Here is a 16,303-nt window from a genome sequence, read left to right on the forward strand (position 1 = left end):
GTTACTCCTTCATCCCGTCGCGGATGCCCTGCACCAGCGTGCGGGTGGTGACGTTCAGTAGATCGATATAGGTCGGCACCGGGCCGTTTTCTGCGCTCAGAGAGTCGACGTACAGCACGCCGCCGTAATGGGCGCCGGTTTCCCGCGCCACCTGACGGGCGGGCTTATCCGAGACGGTGCTTTCGCTGAACACCGCCGGAATGTGATGTTTTTTCACCAGATCGATAACCTTGCGCACCTGCTGCGGCGTGCCCTGCTGATCGGCGTTGATCGGCCACAGGTACAGCTCTTTCAGGCCCAAATCCCGCGCCAGATAGGAAAACGCCCCTTCGCTGGTCACCATCCAGCGTTTGTCTACCGGGATCGCCGTGACCTGCTTGCGCAGCGGTTCGAGAGTGGCGGTGATCTTCTGCTTGTAGGCGTCGGCGTTACGCTGATAGGTCTGCGCGTTGGCCGGATCGTACTTCACCAGCGCGTCGCGGATGTTATCGACGTAAATCAGGGCGTTGTCCGGCGACATCCACGCGTGCGGGTTGGGCTTGCCGTTATAGGGCCCTTCGCTGATGCCCATCGGGGTGATGCCTTTGGTAACAATCACCTCCGGCACGCCGTTCAGATGCTGATAAAAGCGCTGGAACCACAGCTCCAGATTCATGCCGTTCGCCAGGATCAGCTGCGCCTTCTGCGCGCGTTTGATATCGCCCGGGGTGGGCTGGTATTCGTGAATTTCCGCGCCCGGTTTGGTGATGGAGGTGACCTCTGCGGCATCCCCCGCTACGTTTTTCGCCATATCAGCGATAACGGTAAAAGTGGTGATGACCTGGAACTTTTCAGCCGCCAGCGCGCCGGTTGTGGTCGCGGTCATAAGCAGCGCGCCGAGCAACAGACGCTTCAATCCTTGCCGTGGATGCATCGCAGAAGTCTCCTGAGGTGATTAAATTAAAAGCAAAATTAGCCCGTGCTATAAGGTATAGCACAGGCTATATTTAAATGAAAATAATTATCATTAAAGTTGTATCAACGGAGGGAGAGCCTGATGGCGCTTCGCTTATCAGGCCTACGGTAAAGCAGTTTTGGAGTTTTGTAGGCCGGGTAAGCGCAGCGCCACCCGGCATAAGGGCGACTCACTGCCCGGCAAGTGCCTTATAAAATGCAGGATTCTCCCGAATCACATTAAGTACCTTCGCCGCCAGCCCGGTTGGGTTGCGACGTTTAGACTCCCAGCTCTTTATCGTATCGACGCTCGTGCCAAGCGCCTTCGCCATTTCGCTTTGCGTGATATTGAGCTGCTCTCTGATGGCGCGCACATCAGCAACTTCATAGCGGGTTACCCGGGAAGCGGCTTTTCTTCCGTTATGGATCTCAACGGCCTCTTCAAGCGAAGATTTTAATTCATTAAAAATACTCATTATCAGCCTCCACCTGCCTGATTAGGGTACATAGTACACCTCAAATTTACGTCACTGGAAGCAGTATCTTTCAGAATGGAAGTCAGCTTTTTAAGTTCTGCTTTCTCTGTCTCTGTCAGGCTGTCCTTTATGCATTTTGGATAGGCCATAATGAAATAGATCACCTCTTGCAGATCCTTTAATTCATCATCCGTAGCAATGCTTTTAATCTGTCGGGTAAAGAGTGATGTTTCGATAAACTCTATCGCATGACTCATCCATAGTTCCTTCCCTAAACGCAGCAAAAGCCCGAATGCTTCAGCATCAGGCTCTTGCTGCATGGTTACTCTTCCTTGAGTAATGCTGCGCCAAATAACTGTATTTATATACAGTCTGAAGGTATTTTAAGAATCCGTTTAGACATCCGGGAACATCACGCTATTCCCCGGCGCTTCCCTGTGGAGATGGATAAAGTTCAGGTGCCGTTCATACTGGTCCAGAATATCCGTAATTACCTGCTCCTTGCTGTAATCCATCAAATCATTCCCTTGGCTCCCTTCCAGCAGGAAGGTCTCCAGCCGGTAGTAGGTCGATTTCCCGCTGCGCGCCCGGTAGGTAAAGCCGGGAACCGAATACTGCTGCGGCCAGATCTGATAAACAAAGTTCTGCTCGTCGCCCATGTGCACCAGCAGATCCAGGTGCCCCAGGGTTTCGCCCTCTTCCGGCGGCAGGTTTTTCAGTTCCACGTAGGCGCCACGCAGCTTCAGCTCCTGCGCCACCTCTTCCATCGCCGGGAAGCAGACCGTCTCCATCATCTGGCTGGTGTAGCGCGTGCCCGGGTAGTTCATCAGGCGCGACAGGCGTTTCTTCCAGCTCAACCTGTCCTGCGCGCCCATCGGCCGCGGCGCGGTGTCGCGGCTGGCGCTGACGCGGCGGTAGTCTTCCACCTTAAGCGATTTATACAGCCCGGCCATCACGAAGAAGATCACGAAGCTGAACGGCAGGCCCATGATCACCGTGGTGTTCTGCAACGCAGAGATACCGTTGGTCATCAGCATCCCGAGCGTCAGCAGGCCGATGGCGACGGACCAGAAGATGCGCAGCCAGTTCGGCGCATCGCTGTTGATGTCTTTAAGCTTCGAAGTGAAGTTCCCCAGCACCAGCGCGCCGGAGTCCGCCGAGGTGACGTAGAACAACAGGCCGGTAATGGTTGCTACGGACGCGCTAAAAGTAAACGCCGGGTACTGCGCCAGCAGGCTGTAGAAGCCGCGCTCCGGGTGCACCATCGCTTCCTGCGCGAAGGTCGCATTGCCGTGGATAATTTCGTGCAGCGCGCTGTTGCCGAAAATCGACAGCCACAGCAGGGTGAAGGTGAACGGGATGATCAGCGTGCCCATCACGAACTGACGGATGGTGCGCCCACGCGAAATGCGCGCCAGGAACAGGCCGACAAACGGCGACCAGGCCACCCACCACGCCCAGAAGAAGAGCGTCCAGTTGTTCATCCACTCCACCGGGCGGTCAAAGGCGAAGCTGTTCAGCGTCATGCCCATAAAGCGGTTCACGTAATCACCTACGTTGAGCACTAAGGCGTTGAGCAGGAACGAGGTGTCGCCCATAAACAGCACGAACAGGATCAGCCCCAGCGCCAGCGCGACGTTCAGCTCGGAGAGCACGCGAATACCTTTATCCACGCCGGAGGTCACCGAGATGGTAGCGATGATCACCGACAGCGCAATCAGCGCCGCCTTCGCCGCCATCGAATCCGGGATGTCAAACAGCACGCTCAGCCCGTAGTTAAGCTGCACCACGCCAATCCCGAGCGTGGTGGCGATACCAAAGATGGTGCCGATCACCGCCGCGATATCGACGCTGTGGCCAATCGGGCCGTTGATCTTTTTCCCGAAAATCGGGTACAGCGCGGAGCGGATGGTAAGGGGCAAATTATAACGATAGCTAAAGTATCCGAGCGCCATGCCCATCAGGGCATACATTGACCAGCCCGTCAGGCCGTAGTGGAACAGCGTCCAGACCATCGCCTGACGCGCGGCCTCCATCGTCTGCCCTGCCCCTTCCGGCGGCTGCATATATTGCGTGACCGGTTCCGCCACGGAGAAGAACATCAGGTCGATGCCAATGCCCGCGGCAAACAGCATCGCGGCCCAACTCAGCAGGCTGAACTCGGGCTTGGACTGCTCCGGCCCAAGCTTCACCGAACCGAAGCGCGAGCAGGCAATGCAGACGACGAAGACGATATAGAGCGTCGCCGCCAGAAGGTAGTACCAGCCGAAGGTCTTCGACACCCAGTTCAGGGTGCGCCCAATCCACTCGGCAGAAAAATCACGAAAGAAGATGGTCGTCAGGGAAAACAACAAAATCAGCCCGGCGGACGTATAAAAAACGACCGGGTTGATTTTGTCTTTTTCTCTGTCTTGTGAAAGGTCTGTCATCCAGTATCCCCACTGTTTTTGTAACTATTAAAATCCAAAATCGCAACAATTAAGACACATTTTATATTGAACGTCCAATCAAAAACCGCTTTAATAGATTACCAACGCTGATGAATGGAGTGGCAAAAATGCCCAAAGTGGGGATGCAGCCGATCCGGCGCAGGCAGCTCATCGATGCCACGCTGGAAGCAATTAATGAAGTGGGAATGCATGACGCAACCATCGCGCAAATCGCCCGTCGGGCGGGCGTGTCCACGGGGATCATCAGCCACTATTTCAAAGATAAAAACGGTCTGCTGGAAGCAACCATGCGCGACATCACCGGTCAGTTACGCGATGCGGTATTAAGCCGTTTACGCGCCCTGCCGGAAGGCAGTGCAGAGCAGCGTTTGCAGGCGATTGTCGGCGGCAATTTTGATGAAACCCAGGTCAGCGGCGCGGCGATGAAGGCCTGGCTGGCCTTCTGGGCCAGCAGCATGCATCAGCCGATGCTCTATCGTTTGCAGCAGGTCAGCAGCCGCCGGTTGCTCTCAAATCTGGTGTACGAATTCCGCCGCGAACTGCCGCGTGAACAGGCTGAAGAGGCGGGCTACGGGCTCGCCGCACTGATTGACGGGCTGTGGCTGCGCGCCGCGCTCAGCGGCAAACCGCTGGATAAAACCCTGGCCCAGTCGCTTACCAGCCACTTTATCAGCCAGCATTTACCGACCGAATAACCGAGGAGGAAGCATGTCCCGAATGGCAGAACAGCAGCTTTATATCAATGGTGGTTATACATCCGCCACCAGCGGTCGCACCTTCGAGACCATCAACCCGGCCAACGGTGAAGTTCTGGCGAGCGTGCAGGCCGCCGGGCGTGAAGACGTGGACCGCGCCGTGGATAGCGCAAAGCGCGGGCAAAAAATCTGGGCGGCGATGACCGCCATGGAGCGCTCGCGCATCCTGCGTCGCGCCGTCGATATCCTGCGCGAGCGCAACGACGAGCTGGCAAAGCTGGAAACCCTCGACACCGGTAAAGCGTTTTCTGAAACCTCGACCGTCGACATCGTCACCGGCGCGGACGTGCTGGAGTACTACGCGGGGCTGATCCCGGCACTGGAAGGCAGCCAGATCCCGCTGCGCGAGACCTCCTTCGTCTATACCCGCCGCGAGCCGCTGGGCGTGGTGGCGGGCATCGGCGCGTGGAACTATCCGATCCAGATCGCCCTGTGGAAATCCGCCCCGGCGCTGGCGGCGGGCAACGCGATGATCTTCAAGCCGAGCGAAGTAACGCCGCTTACCGCCCTGAAACTGGCGGAAATCTACACCGAAGCGGACGTGCCGGACGGCGTGTTTAACGTTCTGCCGGGTGTGGGCGCGGAAACCGGCCAGTACCTGACCGAGCATCCGGGCATCGCCAAAGTCTCCTTTACCGGCGGCGTCGCCAGCGGCAAAAAGGTGATGGCGAACTCGGCGGCCTCGTCCCTGAAAGAGGTAACGATGGAGCTGGGCGGTAAATCCCCGCTGATAGTGTTTGACGATGCGGATCTGGATCTCGCGGCAGATATCGCCATGATGGCCAACTTCTTCAGCTCCGGTCAGGTGTGCACCAACGGCACCCGAGTGTTCGTGCCCGCGAAGTTTAAAGCCGCGTTTGAGCAAAAAATCGTTGAGCGCGTGGGCCGCATCCGCGCGGGCGACCTGTTCGATGAAAACACTAACTTCGGCCCGATGGTCAGCTTCCCGCACCGCGACAGCGTGATGCGCTACATCGCCAAAGGCAAAGAGGAAGGCGCGCGCGTGCTGTGCGGCGGTGACGTGCTGAAGGGTGACGGCTTTGATAACGGCGCGTGGGTTGCCCCGACCGTGTTCACCGACTGCACCGACGAAATGACCATCGTGCGCGAAGAGATCTTCGGCCCGGTGATGTCCATTCTTTCCTATGACACTGACGAAGAGGCCATTCGTCGCGCCAATGACACCGACTACGGTCTGGCGGCGGGCATTGTCACCGCCGATCTGAACCGCGCCCACGGCGCTATTCATCAGCTCGAAGCGGGCATCTGCTGGATCAACACCTGGGGCGAATCCGCCGCGGAGATGCCGGTGGGCGGATACAAACACTCCGGCATTGGCCGCGAGAACGGCGTCATGACGCTTCAGAGTTACACCCAGGTGAAGTCCATCCAGGTTGAGATGGGTAAATTCCAGTCCATATTTTAACCGGGAGGTTTATTTGCAATTTGACTACATCATTATCGGGGCCGGCTCTGCCGGCAACGTTCTGGCAACACGACTGACTGAAGATCCGAACACCACCGTCCTGCTGCTTGAGGCGGGCGGGCCGGACTACCGCTTTGACTTCCGCACCCAGATGCCTGCCGCGCTGGCCTTCCCGTTGCAGGGCAAGCGCTACAACTGGGCGTATGAAACCGAGCCAGAGCCTTTCATGAACAACCGCCGCATGGAGTGCGGACGTGGAAAAGGGCTGGGCGGCTCGTCGCTGATCAACGGCATGTGCTACGTGCGCGGCAACGCAATGGATCTGGACAACTGGGCGAAAGAACCGGGTCTGGAGCACTGGAGCTATCTCAACTGCCTGCCCTACTACCGCAAGGCAGAGACCCGCGACGTGGGGCCGAACGACTACCACGGCGGCGACGGTCCGGTGAGCGTCACCACCTCTAAGCCGGGCGTGAACCCGCTGTTTGAAGCGATGGTGGAGGCAGGCGTGCAGGCGGGCTACCCGCGCACCGACGATCTCAACGGCTATCAGCAGGAAGGCTTTGGCCCGATGGATCGCACGGTCACGCCGCAGGGCCGACGCGCCAGCACCGCGCGCGGCTATCTGGATCAGGCCAAACCGCGCCCGAATCTGACCATCCGCACCCACGCCATGACCGATCACATTATCTTTGACGGCAAGCGCGCGGTGGGCGTCGAGTGGCTGGAAGGCGAAAGCACCATTCCTTCAAAAGCGACAGCGAAGAAAGAGGTACTGCTGTGCGCGGGCGCTATTGCGTCACCGCAGATCCTCCAGCGCTCCGGCGTGGGCAACGCTGAACTGCTGAAGCAGTTTGATATCCCGCTGGTACATGATTTACCCGGCGTGGGGGAAAACTTGCAGGATCACCTGGAGATGTACCTTCAGTATGAATGCAAAGAGCCCGTTTCCCTCTACCCTGCCCTGCAGTGGTGGAACCAGCCGAAGATTGGCGCGGAGTGGCTGTTTGGCGGCACAGGCGTGGGCGCGAGCAACCACTTCGAAGCGGGCGGGTTTATCCGCAGCCGCGAGGAGTTCGAGTGGCCGAATATTCAGTATCACTTCCTGCCGGTAGCGATTAACTACAACGGCTCGAACGCGGTGAAAGAACACGGTTTCCAGTGCCACGTCGGCTCCATGCGCTCGCCGAGCCGCGGGCACGTACGGATTAAGTCCCGCGACCCGCATCAGCATCCGGCGATCCTGTTCAACTATATGTCCCACGAGCAGGACTGGCAGGAGTTCCGCGACGCGATCCGCATCACCCGCGAGATCATGCACCAGCCCGCGCTGGACAAGTATCGCGGTCGCGAAATCAGCCCGGGCGTCGAATGCCAGACCGACGAACAGCTGGACGAGTTCGTGCGTAACCACGCCGAAACCGCCTTCCATCCGTGCGGCACCTGCAAGATGGGCTACGACGAAATGGCGGTGGTCGATGGCGAAGGCCGCGTTCACGGGCTGGAAGGGTTACGCGTGGTAGATGCGTCGATTATGCCGCAAATTATCACTGGCAACCTGAACGCCACCACCATCATGATTGGTGAGAAGATTGCCGACGGCATTCGCGGGCGCGAGCCGCTGGCGAAGAGCACGGCGGCGTATTATGTGGCGGATGGGGCGCCGGTTCGCCGCTGAGTGCGAACTTCTCCCCTCACCCTAACCCTCTCCCAGAGGGAGAGGGTGTCATCGTCCCCTCTCCCTCTGGGAGAGGGTTAGGGTGAGGGGAAATTATTGCCGAAATGCTTCAAGCCGCTTAACCTGCCGCCCTTCCGCGTCAAAATTCTCCGCCGCCAGCCAGGCGCGCAACTCCGCGTCCCTTTCCTGCCACTCGCCGTCAATAATAGAGAGCATGTCGCTGTCGCGGTTGCGCCCTTTACGCACCAGCCTCTGGCGCAGGCGCCCTTCCCAGACAAACCCCAGCCGCTCCGCCGCGCTGCGTGAGGCGGTGTTCATCGAATCGCATTTCCACTCCAGCCGACGGTACTTATGCTCAAAGGCATTTTTCAGCAGCAGCCACACCGCTTCGGTGCCGATGCGGGTGCCTTTCATCCTCCGCGACCAGGTGACATGGCCGATCTCCACCGAGCCCTGGAACCGCTCTATCGCCATGTAGCTCACCAGCCCTACCGCCTTTTCGGTGCGCAGATCGATAACGGCAAAGGGCACCAGATCGTCATCCATCACCTTGCCGAGCACCCAGTGGGCGGTGGCTTCCACGCTTTCAGGCTGGGTGCTGGCAAGCCACGTCCAGTCGCTCTCATCACCCAGCGCGTAGGCCTCATATAAATCAGCCGAGTGACGATCGGCGTCCAGCGGCTCCAGACGACAATACTGACCGGTGAGCGGGGTGCGGGTTAAGACCCGGGCGCACTTCCAGTCCGGGACGATATCGTTAACGGTTTGACCATATTGATTGATTTCGGGCACGGCGATGACTCCCTGAAAGGTAAGGAGTTTGTTATAGCAGGTTAAAAAGCGGACGAAAAGAGAGGAAATGCAGGCCGGGTAAGGGAGAGCCGCTACCCGGCACGAAATTACTTCAGCAGCTTAACCGTCGCGTCGATGTCGATTTCATCTTCGGTGAAGATCATCGTCGTGTTCTGGAAGGTGGTGATCGCCAGCTTCTTCACCGTGCGCATCTCGCCCGGCTTTTTCTCACTTTTCGGCTTGATGCTGTTCATCAGTAGCCCCACCGACAGCACCGCGTTCTCTTTGTCGATTTTGGTCTCAACGGGCTCTTCTTCGCTGAACACCACGAAGGATTTGATCGAGGTGAGCTTCACGCGCTCGCCCGCGATATAAAGATGCTTGCTCTCCGGGATCACCTTCACCGCATACGCGGAAAGGCCTTTGGTGTTGGTGGTGGGTTCGAAGGTCACCGCCGCATCTTTCTTAATCAGATCAGGGTTGGCGACCTTAATCACGTGAAAATAGCGGTTGTCGCCGTTTTCATCTTTGATAAATCCGAAGCCTTTATCTTTAAACCACGTTGTGATTGTACCGTTCATCGCTGTTACCGCCTGTCAGATCTTAAGACTAAAGTTTTGCAGCGCGCAGTGTAATGCACAATGGCGGAGGAGACAAAAAAAAGCCCCTGCACGGGGGCAGGGGAAAACTCATGTCAGAGCTTATTAGAATTTAGTTGAACACCATCCCACCATCAATCAGCAGCGACTGACCGGTCATGTAGTCGGAGTCTGGTCCGGCGAGGTAAGAGACACAGGCGGCCACATCTTCCGGTTCGGACAAACGGCCAAGCGTAATGCGTTTGGCAAAGGTCTCGGTCCCGTAGCCGAGCGGTTTACCCGCTGCCTCGGAGACCTGACGGTCGATCTCCGCCCACATCGGCGTTTTAACGATGCCCGGGCAGTAGGCGTTGACGGTGATCCCCAGCGGAGCAAGATCCCGTGCGGCGGTCTGGGTTAAGCCGCGCACCGCAAATTTACTGGAACTGTAGACGGCCAGCTCCGGGTTGCCGGTATGGCCCGCCTGGGAGCAGGCGTTGATGATTTTGCCGCCGTGCCCCTCTTTGCGGAACGCGTCAATCGCGGCCTGAATGCCCCAGATCACCCCTTTCACGTTGATGTTGTAGACCTTGTCGACAATTTCCGGCGTGATGGATTCGATTGGCGTGGACGGCGCCACCCCGGCGTTATTGACGATGACGTTGAAGCCGCCCAGCGCGGTGCGGGCTTTTTCCACCGCCGCAAACACCTGGTCGCGGTCAGAGACGTCCACCTTCACGGCGACGGCTTTCCCGCCGTTGCGGGTGATCTCATCCGCGACCGCTTTCGCCGTCTCTTCGTTGTAATCCGCAATAGCGACGGCAAAGCCGTCCTTCACCAGGCGAAGCGCGATCGCTTTGCCAATCCCCTGGCCGGAGCCGGTTACGAGAGCCACTTTTTGCATTTCTCTGTCCTTATATTGATTCACAAAATCTGGCTGAGATGGAGCTGGCCCATCAGCAGCGGGTTATCGCTGTAGTCGACGGGAATGGCCACCACGGCCGGGCCATCGACATCCATTGCGGCACGCAGCGTCGGTTCGAGCGCGTCGGCGCTCTCGACGGCAAAGCCTTTCGCACCGAAGGCGTCGGCATAGGCTTTAAAATCGACCGGGCCAAACTCCACGCCGGAGAGACGCTGGTATTTTTTCTCTTCCTGGATCGCCACCATGTTGTAGGCGTTATCCACCCAGATGATGTGCAGCACGTTGGCATTGAGGCGCACAGCGGTTTCCAGCTCCATGCTCGACTGCAAAAATCCGCCGTCCCCGGAGACCGACACCACCTTGCGCCCCGGGTTGACCAGCCACGCGCCAATCGCCCACGGCAGCGCCACGCCCATGGTCTGCTGACCGTTGGAGATCATCACCTGACGCGCGCGGAAGCTGTAGAGGTAGCGGGCGATCCAGATGTGGAAGCTGCCCATATCGACGGTGAGCGTTACGTCGTTATTCACGATGTCCTGCATGGCGCGCACGATGCGCAGCGGATGCAGGGCAAACTGGTTTAGCGATGCGCCGCGACGGTCGAGGAGGTCACGCTGATGCTGGCGATCGACAAGAATTTCCGAGGCGCGCTGGCTGAGTTCAAGTTTGTGCTCGATTCGGCTGGCAAGCAGATTCAGCGTGGCGGCAATATCCCCGACCAGTTCCAGATCGGGAACATACTTGCGCTCCTCATAGGCGGGCAGCACGTCAATGTGCACCAGCGTGGCATCGCCGCTGTTCCACATGGACGGCTCGTATTCCACCGGGCTGTAGCCGATGCAGATAATCAGATCCGCCAGATGCAGCAACCGATCTCCGGCCTGGTTGTTGAACAGGCCGACGCGCCCGGCGAAGCGGGTGAAGTGTTCCTGATTCACCGCCCCGGCGGCCTGATAAGTGCTGGTGACCGGAATGCGGCTTTTCTCCAGCAGCGTGCGCAGCGCGGCGCTGTTGGCGGGCTGGCTGGCCATCAGGCCGAGTAAAATGACCGGGTTTTTGGCGTTCTCGATAAGCTTCGCCACGTCGTTAATGGCGGACTCCGGTGCCGGGCCCATCAGCGCCGGGCCGCTGGCGGGTAAAATCGCTCCCGTGGTGGGCTGGTCGACAATATCCTGCGGCAGGCTGACAAACGCCCCGCCCGGCCTGCCCTGCTCGGCAGCGCGAAACGCGTTCGATACCACCTCAGCAATCGCGTCAGGCGAATTGACTTCGACGGCGTATTTGGTCACCGGGCTGAACATGGCGACAGTGTCCATGCTCTGGTGCACCAGCTTGGCTTTATCCGCCCGCTTCACCGCCCCGCCCAGCGCGACGACCGGGTCGCCTTCGCTGTTGGCGGTGGCGATGCCGGTGATCAGATTGGAGCAGCCCGGCCCGGAGGTGACCAGCGCGACTCCGGCCTTGCCGGTTAACCGCCCTACCGCTGCCGCCATAAACGCCGCGTTCGCCTCGTGACGCACCGGGATAATCTCGATGGAGGAGTCCAGCAGAGAGTCAAAGACCTTGTCGATTTTTGCGCCCGGGATCCCGAACACCTGCTTCACACCCTGCGCTTCCAGCTGGCCGACAACCATATCGGCGCCGTGCGCCCACTGACGTGACTGTTTCTCACTGTTCACGGTAGTTCTCCTGTTAGTTTTCGACGGCGCGGATAGCCGCATCAAGGTTGCTGGGGTGCAGGTTGGCCTGTAAAAACGCGCTGTCGGCGGGCAGGTCAATCATCAGCTTGTGGATTTCGCCGAAGGTGAGCACGCCGCTCTCCAGCTGATAGTCGAGCAGATGGCCGCCGCCCTGACGGTCGTCGGTGATAAAGTGCTCGTGATAGCCCGCCACGTTGATGCCCTGCATATGCTGCGGGGTGCGGAACCCGACCAGCACGCCCTCGCGCTGGTTAAAGCGGAACACCGGCTGGTCGTCCAGCACGTCGGTCATCGCCCGGTACGGCGGCGTCTGGCGCGGAACGGTGCGGGTATGCGCATGGCGGAAGTTGCCATCGATGCGCAGCGCGCAGAACAGGTTATCGGAGGGGATCTGCTGGTCGATCACGTCGTGGATCTGCTGACGGCTGACCGGACCGTTAAAGGTTTTGCGGTACTGCGGCTGGAACCAGGTCATCACCGCGAACGGCGTTTTTTGCTCCGGCTTAGCGGCGCGGGCGCTGCCGTCGGCGCGCAGCTGGTACACCTGGCTGCTGAAGGCAATCATTTCACCGTCCAGCTCGTTAAAGGTGCCGAGACCAAAATCACCGTGTGCCAGCAGGTCGGCGATCGTCGTCTCCCCTTCGTAGACGCCGCTTAGCAGGGCGCTCATTAGCGATGTCTGATAGATCACGCTGTCAGGATGCTGAGCCGAGAACCCACGCAGGGTCTCGCATAAACTCGCCTCACAGTCGCATGCAGATGAATGCATCATCATGCCCGTCCTCTTCAACTTTATTTATAAAGGTTAAATAAATGTTGACCCGATTCAGCAGAGAGTTCCAATATAGAATCCATGCTGGTTTGAGACGTTTTTGATATGGAACTTCGTTATCTGCGCTATTTTGTCGCGGTTGCACGCGAGCGACACTTCACCAGGGCGGCCAAAGCGCTGGGTATTTCACAGCCTCCACTGAGCCAGCAGATTAAACGGCTTGAGGAGGAAGTGGGCACACCGCTGTTCAGGCGCCTGACGCGGGGCGTGGAGCTGACCGAGGCGGGAGAAGCCTTCTATGAGGACGCCTGTAAGATCCTGGCGCTGAGCGACGCCGCGCTGGAGAAAGCCCGGGGCATCGCGCGCGGCCTGAACGGCAGCCTGTCGATTGGCATCACCAGCTCCGACGCCTTTCATCCCAAAATTTTCGCGCTGATTCGTCAGTTTCAGGTGCAGAACATGGCGGTGCAGGTTCACCAGGTGGAAGCCAATATGTCTTCGCTGACGACAATGCTGGCGGAGGGTGAACTGGATATCGCCTTTGTGCGCCTGCCGTGCGAAAGCAGCAAGGTGTTCGAGTTGAAAATCCTCGACCGGGAGCCGATGGTGGTGGCGTTGCATCGCGATCATCCGCTGGCTGCGTGCGATTCGCTGGCGTTAGAGCAGCTTCGGGATACACCGGTGGTGCTGTTCCCCCAGGAGGTCGCGCCGGGACTGTATGACCGCGTTTACGGCAGCTGCGAGCGGGCCGGAGTCGATATGCAACACACGCTGCAATCTTCACAACTTTCCTCTTCTCTGAGCATGGTCTCCGCTGGCGGCGGGTTCGCGCTGGTGCCGAAATCGATGGCCGCTATTTCTCCGCCGAATGTCACCTACCACGCGCTGAGCTCACCGGAGCTTTATACCGATATCGCGCTCTGCTGGCGGCGCTTTGAACGCTCACGGACGGTGAAACGGTTTCTGGCGATGATGAGCGAGGGGGAACGGGAGCAGGGATGAACCTTTTCAGAAACTGCGGACTGTATTGATGCTCAATTTATTGCGAAGCAGTTTTTGAGGCTGAATTTGAAGGGAGTACGGGCAGGCTGCCATATAAAACTCAGTACCATTACCCTTTAAAAATAAAAAACCCGCACAGGTGCGGGTTAATTTTTATCAGTACAGCTTAACTGCTCGGATTATTGTCTTCATCGCTATCGTACGCCGCACTGATATTTAGCGCGGGTTACAGTGGAGAAACGTTTCCAGCTGCTGGACCTTTTGCGCCATTCTCAATGGTAAAGGAAACTTTCTGACCTTCATCAAGCGTTTTGAAGTTGTCGCTCTGAATTGCAGAGAAATGTACGAATACATCTTTGCTGCCGTCGTCAGGGGTGATAAAGCCAAAACCTTTATCTGCGTTGAACCATTTTACTAAACCAGTCATTTTATTAGACATAGATAAATCCTTAATTTATGAGCCACTTAAGCGCGGCGATGATGGCCTGTATTTCGAGAGTTACTTATTTGGCACTTAGGAGGAGGCTCACGAAGAAGGAGTATCTACTGATAACACCTGAACTGAGGACTGCTTTACTAAAACTGCTTTCATAAGGTCTGTATTCCAAACCGATGACGCTATTAAGACACAGCGAAATTTATTGCGCAATGATTATTATTATTTATTTTAACCATTTAAACGCCCGGATGGCTGGTCGCGGTGCCAGACATCGTTCTGGCTTGAGGTCTACCATGTACTACAAAATGTCTACGCTTTCACTGTGCCGGGAGTTTGGGGTGTTTTGTTCACAGGCGGGAAAATCCTCCCGCGCGACGCAGACATCATTAGAAGGGATGCTCAAAATGAAAAGGTCTGCGTAAGACGTAACCGCAGTGCAAACTGTGCCCGGGGGCGCTGCGCTTGCGCGGGCCTACGGGTCGTATCGCGGTGGTTTTGGAGGCCGGGTCGGGCGTAGCCGCCACGCGGCAATCCCCTTCTGGAAGCCGCCTCGCAAACCTGCAAGCAACCTTATGTAATTCAGGGTTATCCCTTTTCATCCCTTCTTCACGGTCGTAAAGTGCCTGCGTTGCGGCACATCCGTAACCGGGCGTAGGAACCCGTTAGCATAACATGACACTTTTCTGCACGACGAGGATGCTAAATGGCTACTACACCTAACTTTTCTTATGCGCTCTCTGAAGAAAGCGCTGTTCATCAGCTCATCAACGCTTCAATTTCCGATTTTGCGAATCTTTTCGAGCTGGCTGATACCTGCGCCGCGTATGTCAGCGTGCTGGTGGAAACTGACGACACAGTGACGTTTACCACGCTCTGCAAGCGATTGCTGGCCGCGCTGAAGCGGCTGCGTGAGTGCTGTGACTCAGAGCTTCCGTCGTATCTGGTTGAGCAATTGATTGCAGGTGAAAAGATTACTTCCTGCGTGCCGGACTGCTGGCAGGAAACGGTGTTGCAGGTGGATTATGCCGTGGCATTAACGCTGGCGGTGATGGGCGGGACACTGCCTGCGAGCGTGGCGAAAGAACTCACCGGGCTACTGCATGATATGGTCTGGTTGCTGGCAGAGTTTGTGAAGGAGCCGTATATAACGACGCACTGAGGCGGGTGATGGGAGGCCGGAGTTCTGCTGGGTAAGAAGCGGATCCCCGGCCATACGCAAAATTTAATGTTGTTTTTGAATGTCTGGTAAGAGCGAAGAGCGGACAAAGTAGCAGAGGGAAAGCATCAATGTTAATGTCCGGAAAGTTCATGTTAAAACTCTGTATGACATTTTTCATCGACGATTAAAAAGGGCTCTTAATGGCTACTGTTGAGGTATTAAAAGTAAAGTATCCAGGCGCAGATGCCTGGCAAATGGGAGACAGCCCGGAACTGGCCAGCGAGCTTGCGGACCTGATTAAAAAAGGGATTAAAACGGCCTCCTGCGGATCCTTTGCCTCTTACCAGCAAGAAAAGTCTGCCCCGAGGATTGGAAGCTATAACATTATCCTTGATGGCCTGAATGCCCCGGTCTGCGTGACCCGGCTGGTTTCAATGCGACTGGTGCGTTTTTGTGATGTGACTGAGGAGTTTGCCCGCAAAGAAGGTGAAGGCGATTTAAGCCTTCAATACTGGCGAAATGAGCATCAGCGATTTTTTACCCGCGAAGGTCATTTTTCTAAAGATATGGAGTTGATCGCAGAAGAATTTGAAGTGGTTGAAGTGCTGTAAGACGAGAGAGTCCGGCTGGCGTCTGCTGCTATTAATAACAATGTCCGCTCCTGGCACAAAGTGGACATTTCTTTCACAGTCACCTCTTACAGTGTTCACACTCATTAAATGATCGCCTTTATCACGAGCAAATGAAAACTGCAATCCATGACAATTCCCACATTCTCAACCCGCCGACCACCACCTTAAATGTTTCCAATCTGGAAACAAGGGGCAAAAATGCCCGCAGTCTCAAGAGCGCTTTCGACGCGGCCACCAGACATTTTCCTATTCAAGAACTCGCTCTGGAAGATCTTTACTGGGTACTAAAAGGAGACCACTACCCATCACCAGACGACATGCGAAAGCGCTTCCCCAGCCGGGAGAGGATGAAATACCGGGAAAAATGGTGGGTCATTGACGTAGGTGGCGGGTATTTAAGAGTAATGTTATTTACTGATTTTGAGCGCGGAAAGCTCTTCATCAAACACACCAGCACTCACGCAGAGTATGACAAGCTCACGTACCTCTACCGGAGAACGAAAGAATGAACTTTGCAGCAGCCATCAAAGCGGCGAACAATCTGACAAGCGAGGCATATCCCATTCATTTATTTAAATAAAAAACA

General features: G+C 56.9%; 16 protein-coding genes and 1 pseudogene. 7 read left to right on the top strand and 10 right to left on the bottom strand.

Annotation, left to right across the window (positions count from 1 at the left end):
* Position 1 precedes the first annotated feature (1 nt).
* The 4 genes and pseudogenes from SK51_RS20740 to betT form a co-directional block, all read right to left on the bottom strand.
* Positions 2-913: a metal ABC transporter substrate-binding protein gene (locus tag SK51_RS20740; RefSeq protein WP_022647367.1), complete on the bottom strand. Its 912-nt coding sequence runs from the start codon at positions 911-913 to the stop codon at positions 2-4.
* Between the two features lie 211 nt (positions 914-1,124).
* On the bottom strand, positions 1,125-1,409 hold the full coding sequence (nadS, locus tag SK51_RS20745; RefSeq protein WP_003858821.1) for a NadS family protein: 285 nt from the start codon (positions 1,407-1,409) through the stop codon (positions 1,125-1,127).
* Between the two features lie 65 nt (positions 1,410-1,474).
* Positions 1,475-1,666, bottom strand: a pseudogene (locus SK51_RS25795) (type II toxin-antitoxin system RelE/ParE family toxin); the annotation flags it as partial.
* Positions 1,667-1,804: 138 nt separating this feature from the next.
* Positions 1,805-3,838: a choline BCCT transporter BetT gene (betT, locus tag SK51_RS20755; protein WP_023305649.1), complete on the bottom strand. Its 2,034-nt coding sequence runs from the start codon at positions 3,836-3,838 to the stop codon at positions 1,805-1,807.
* 128 nt (positions 3,839-3,966) lie between these two features.
* Between betT and betI the strand changes: the two genes are divergently transcribed.
* From betI to betA, 3 genes are read left to right on the top strand one after another with little or no spacing between them, the layout of a single operon-like run.
* The gene (gene betI, locus SK51_RS20760; RefSeq protein ID WP_023305648.1) at positions 3,967-4,554 is read left to right on the top strand and encodes a transcriptional regulator BetI; all 588 of its coding nucleotides are present in this window, start codon (positions 3,967-3,969) and stop codon (positions 4,552-4,554) included.
* Between the two features lie 13 nt (positions 4,555-4,567).
* The gene (gene betB, locus SK51_RS20765) at positions 4,568-6,040 is read left to right on the top strand and encodes a betaine-aldehyde dehydrogenase (RefSeq protein WP_032676375.1); all 1,473 of its coding nucleotides are present in this window, start codon (positions 4,568-4,570) and stop codon (positions 6,038-6,040) included.
* Between the two features lie 13 nt (positions 6,041-6,053).
* A complete protein-coding gene (betA, locus tag SK51_RS20770) occupies positions 6,054-7,718 on the top strand; it encodes a choline dehydrogenase (protein ID WP_032676376.1) in 1,665 nt (554 codons plus the stop codon).
* Positions 7,719-7,811: 93 nt separating this feature from the next.
* Here betA and SK51_RS20775 read toward each other — a convergent pair whose 3' ends face one another.
* The 5 genes from SK51_RS20775 to budA form a co-directional block, all read right to left on the bottom strand.
* A complete protein-coding gene (locus SK51_RS20775; protein ID WP_023305645.1) occupies positions 7,812-8,510 on the bottom strand; it encodes a GNAT family N-acetyltransferase in 699 nt (232 codons plus the stop codon).
* Positions 8,511-8,617: 107 nt separating this feature from the next.
* The gene (locus tag SK51_RS20780) at positions 8,618-9,091 is read right to left on the bottom strand and encodes a cold-shock protein (protein ID WP_022647360.1); all 474 of its coding nucleotides are present in this window, start codon (positions 9,089-9,091) and stop codon (positions 8,618-8,620) included.
* 130 nt (positions 9,092-9,221) lie between these two features.
* Positions 9,222-9,992 (bottom strand): (S)-acetoin forming diacetyl reductase, encoded by a 771-nt coding sequence (locus SK51_RS20785; RefSeq protein ID WP_022647359.1) that lies wholly within the window; start codon positions 9,990-9,992, stop codon positions 9,222-9,224.
* 20 nt (positions 9,993-10,012) lie between these two features.
* The gene (gene alsS, locus SK51_RS20790; RefSeq protein WP_022647358.1) at positions 10,013-11,692 is read right to left on the bottom strand and encodes an acetolactate synthase AlsS; all 1,680 of its coding nucleotides are present in this window, start codon (positions 11,690-11,692) and stop codon (positions 10,013-10,015) included.
* Between the two features lie 13 nt (positions 11,693-11,705).
* Positions 11,706-12,485, bottom strand: a complete 780-nt coding sequence (budA, locus tag SK51_RS20795) for an acetolactate decarboxylase (protein WP_088581799.1) — start codon at positions 12,483-12,485, stop codon at positions 11,706-11,708.
* 105 nt (positions 12,486-12,590) lie between these two features.
* Between budA and SK51_RS20800 the strand changes: the two genes are divergently transcribed.
* On the top strand, positions 12,591-13,487 hold the full coding sequence (locus SK51_RS20800; protein WP_023305644.1) for a LysR family transcriptional regulator: 897 nt from the start codon (positions 12,591-12,593) through the stop codon (positions 13,485-13,487).
* 226 nt (positions 13,488-13,713) lie between these two features.
* Here the strand turns inward: SK51_RS20800 and cspE are convergent, their stop codons facing one another.
* The gene (gene cspE / locus SK51_RS20805) at positions 13,714-13,926 is read right to left on the bottom strand and encodes a transcription antiterminator/RNA stability regulator CspE (RefSeq protein ID WP_022647355.1); all 213 of its coding nucleotides are present in this window, start codon (positions 13,924-13,926) and stop codon (positions 13,714-13,716) included.
* 703 nt (positions 13,927-14,629) lie between these two features.
* Here cspE and SK51_RS20810 point away from each other — a divergent pair.
* From SK51_RS20810 to SK51_RS20820, 3 genes are all read left to right on the top strand, one after another.
* A complete protein-coding gene (locus tag SK51_RS20810) occupies positions 14,630-15,085 on the top strand; it encodes a hypothetical protein (RefSeq protein ID WP_023305643.1) in 456 nt (151 codons plus the stop codon).
* A gap of 200 nt (positions 15,086-15,285) precedes the next feature.
* A complete protein-coding gene (locus SK51_RS20815; RefSeq protein WP_023299534.1) occupies positions 15,286-15,696 on the top strand; it encodes an ASCH domain-containing protein in 411 nt (136 codons plus the stop codon).
* Positions 15,697-15,896: 200 nt separating this feature from the next.
* Positions 15,897-16,226, top strand: coding sequence for a type II toxin-antitoxin system HigB family toxin (locus SK51_RS20820; RefSeq protein ID WP_032671566.1), 330 nt, complete (start codon positions 15,897-15,899; stop codon positions 16,224-16,226).
* Positions 16,227-16,303 lie beyond the last annotated feature (77 nt).

It is taken from the genome of Enterobacter sp. MGH85 (genome assembly GCF_001037655.1).
GTDB lineage: Bacteria > Pseudomonadota > Gammaproteobacteria > Enterobacterales > Enterobacteriaceae > Enterobacter > Enterobacter intestinihominis.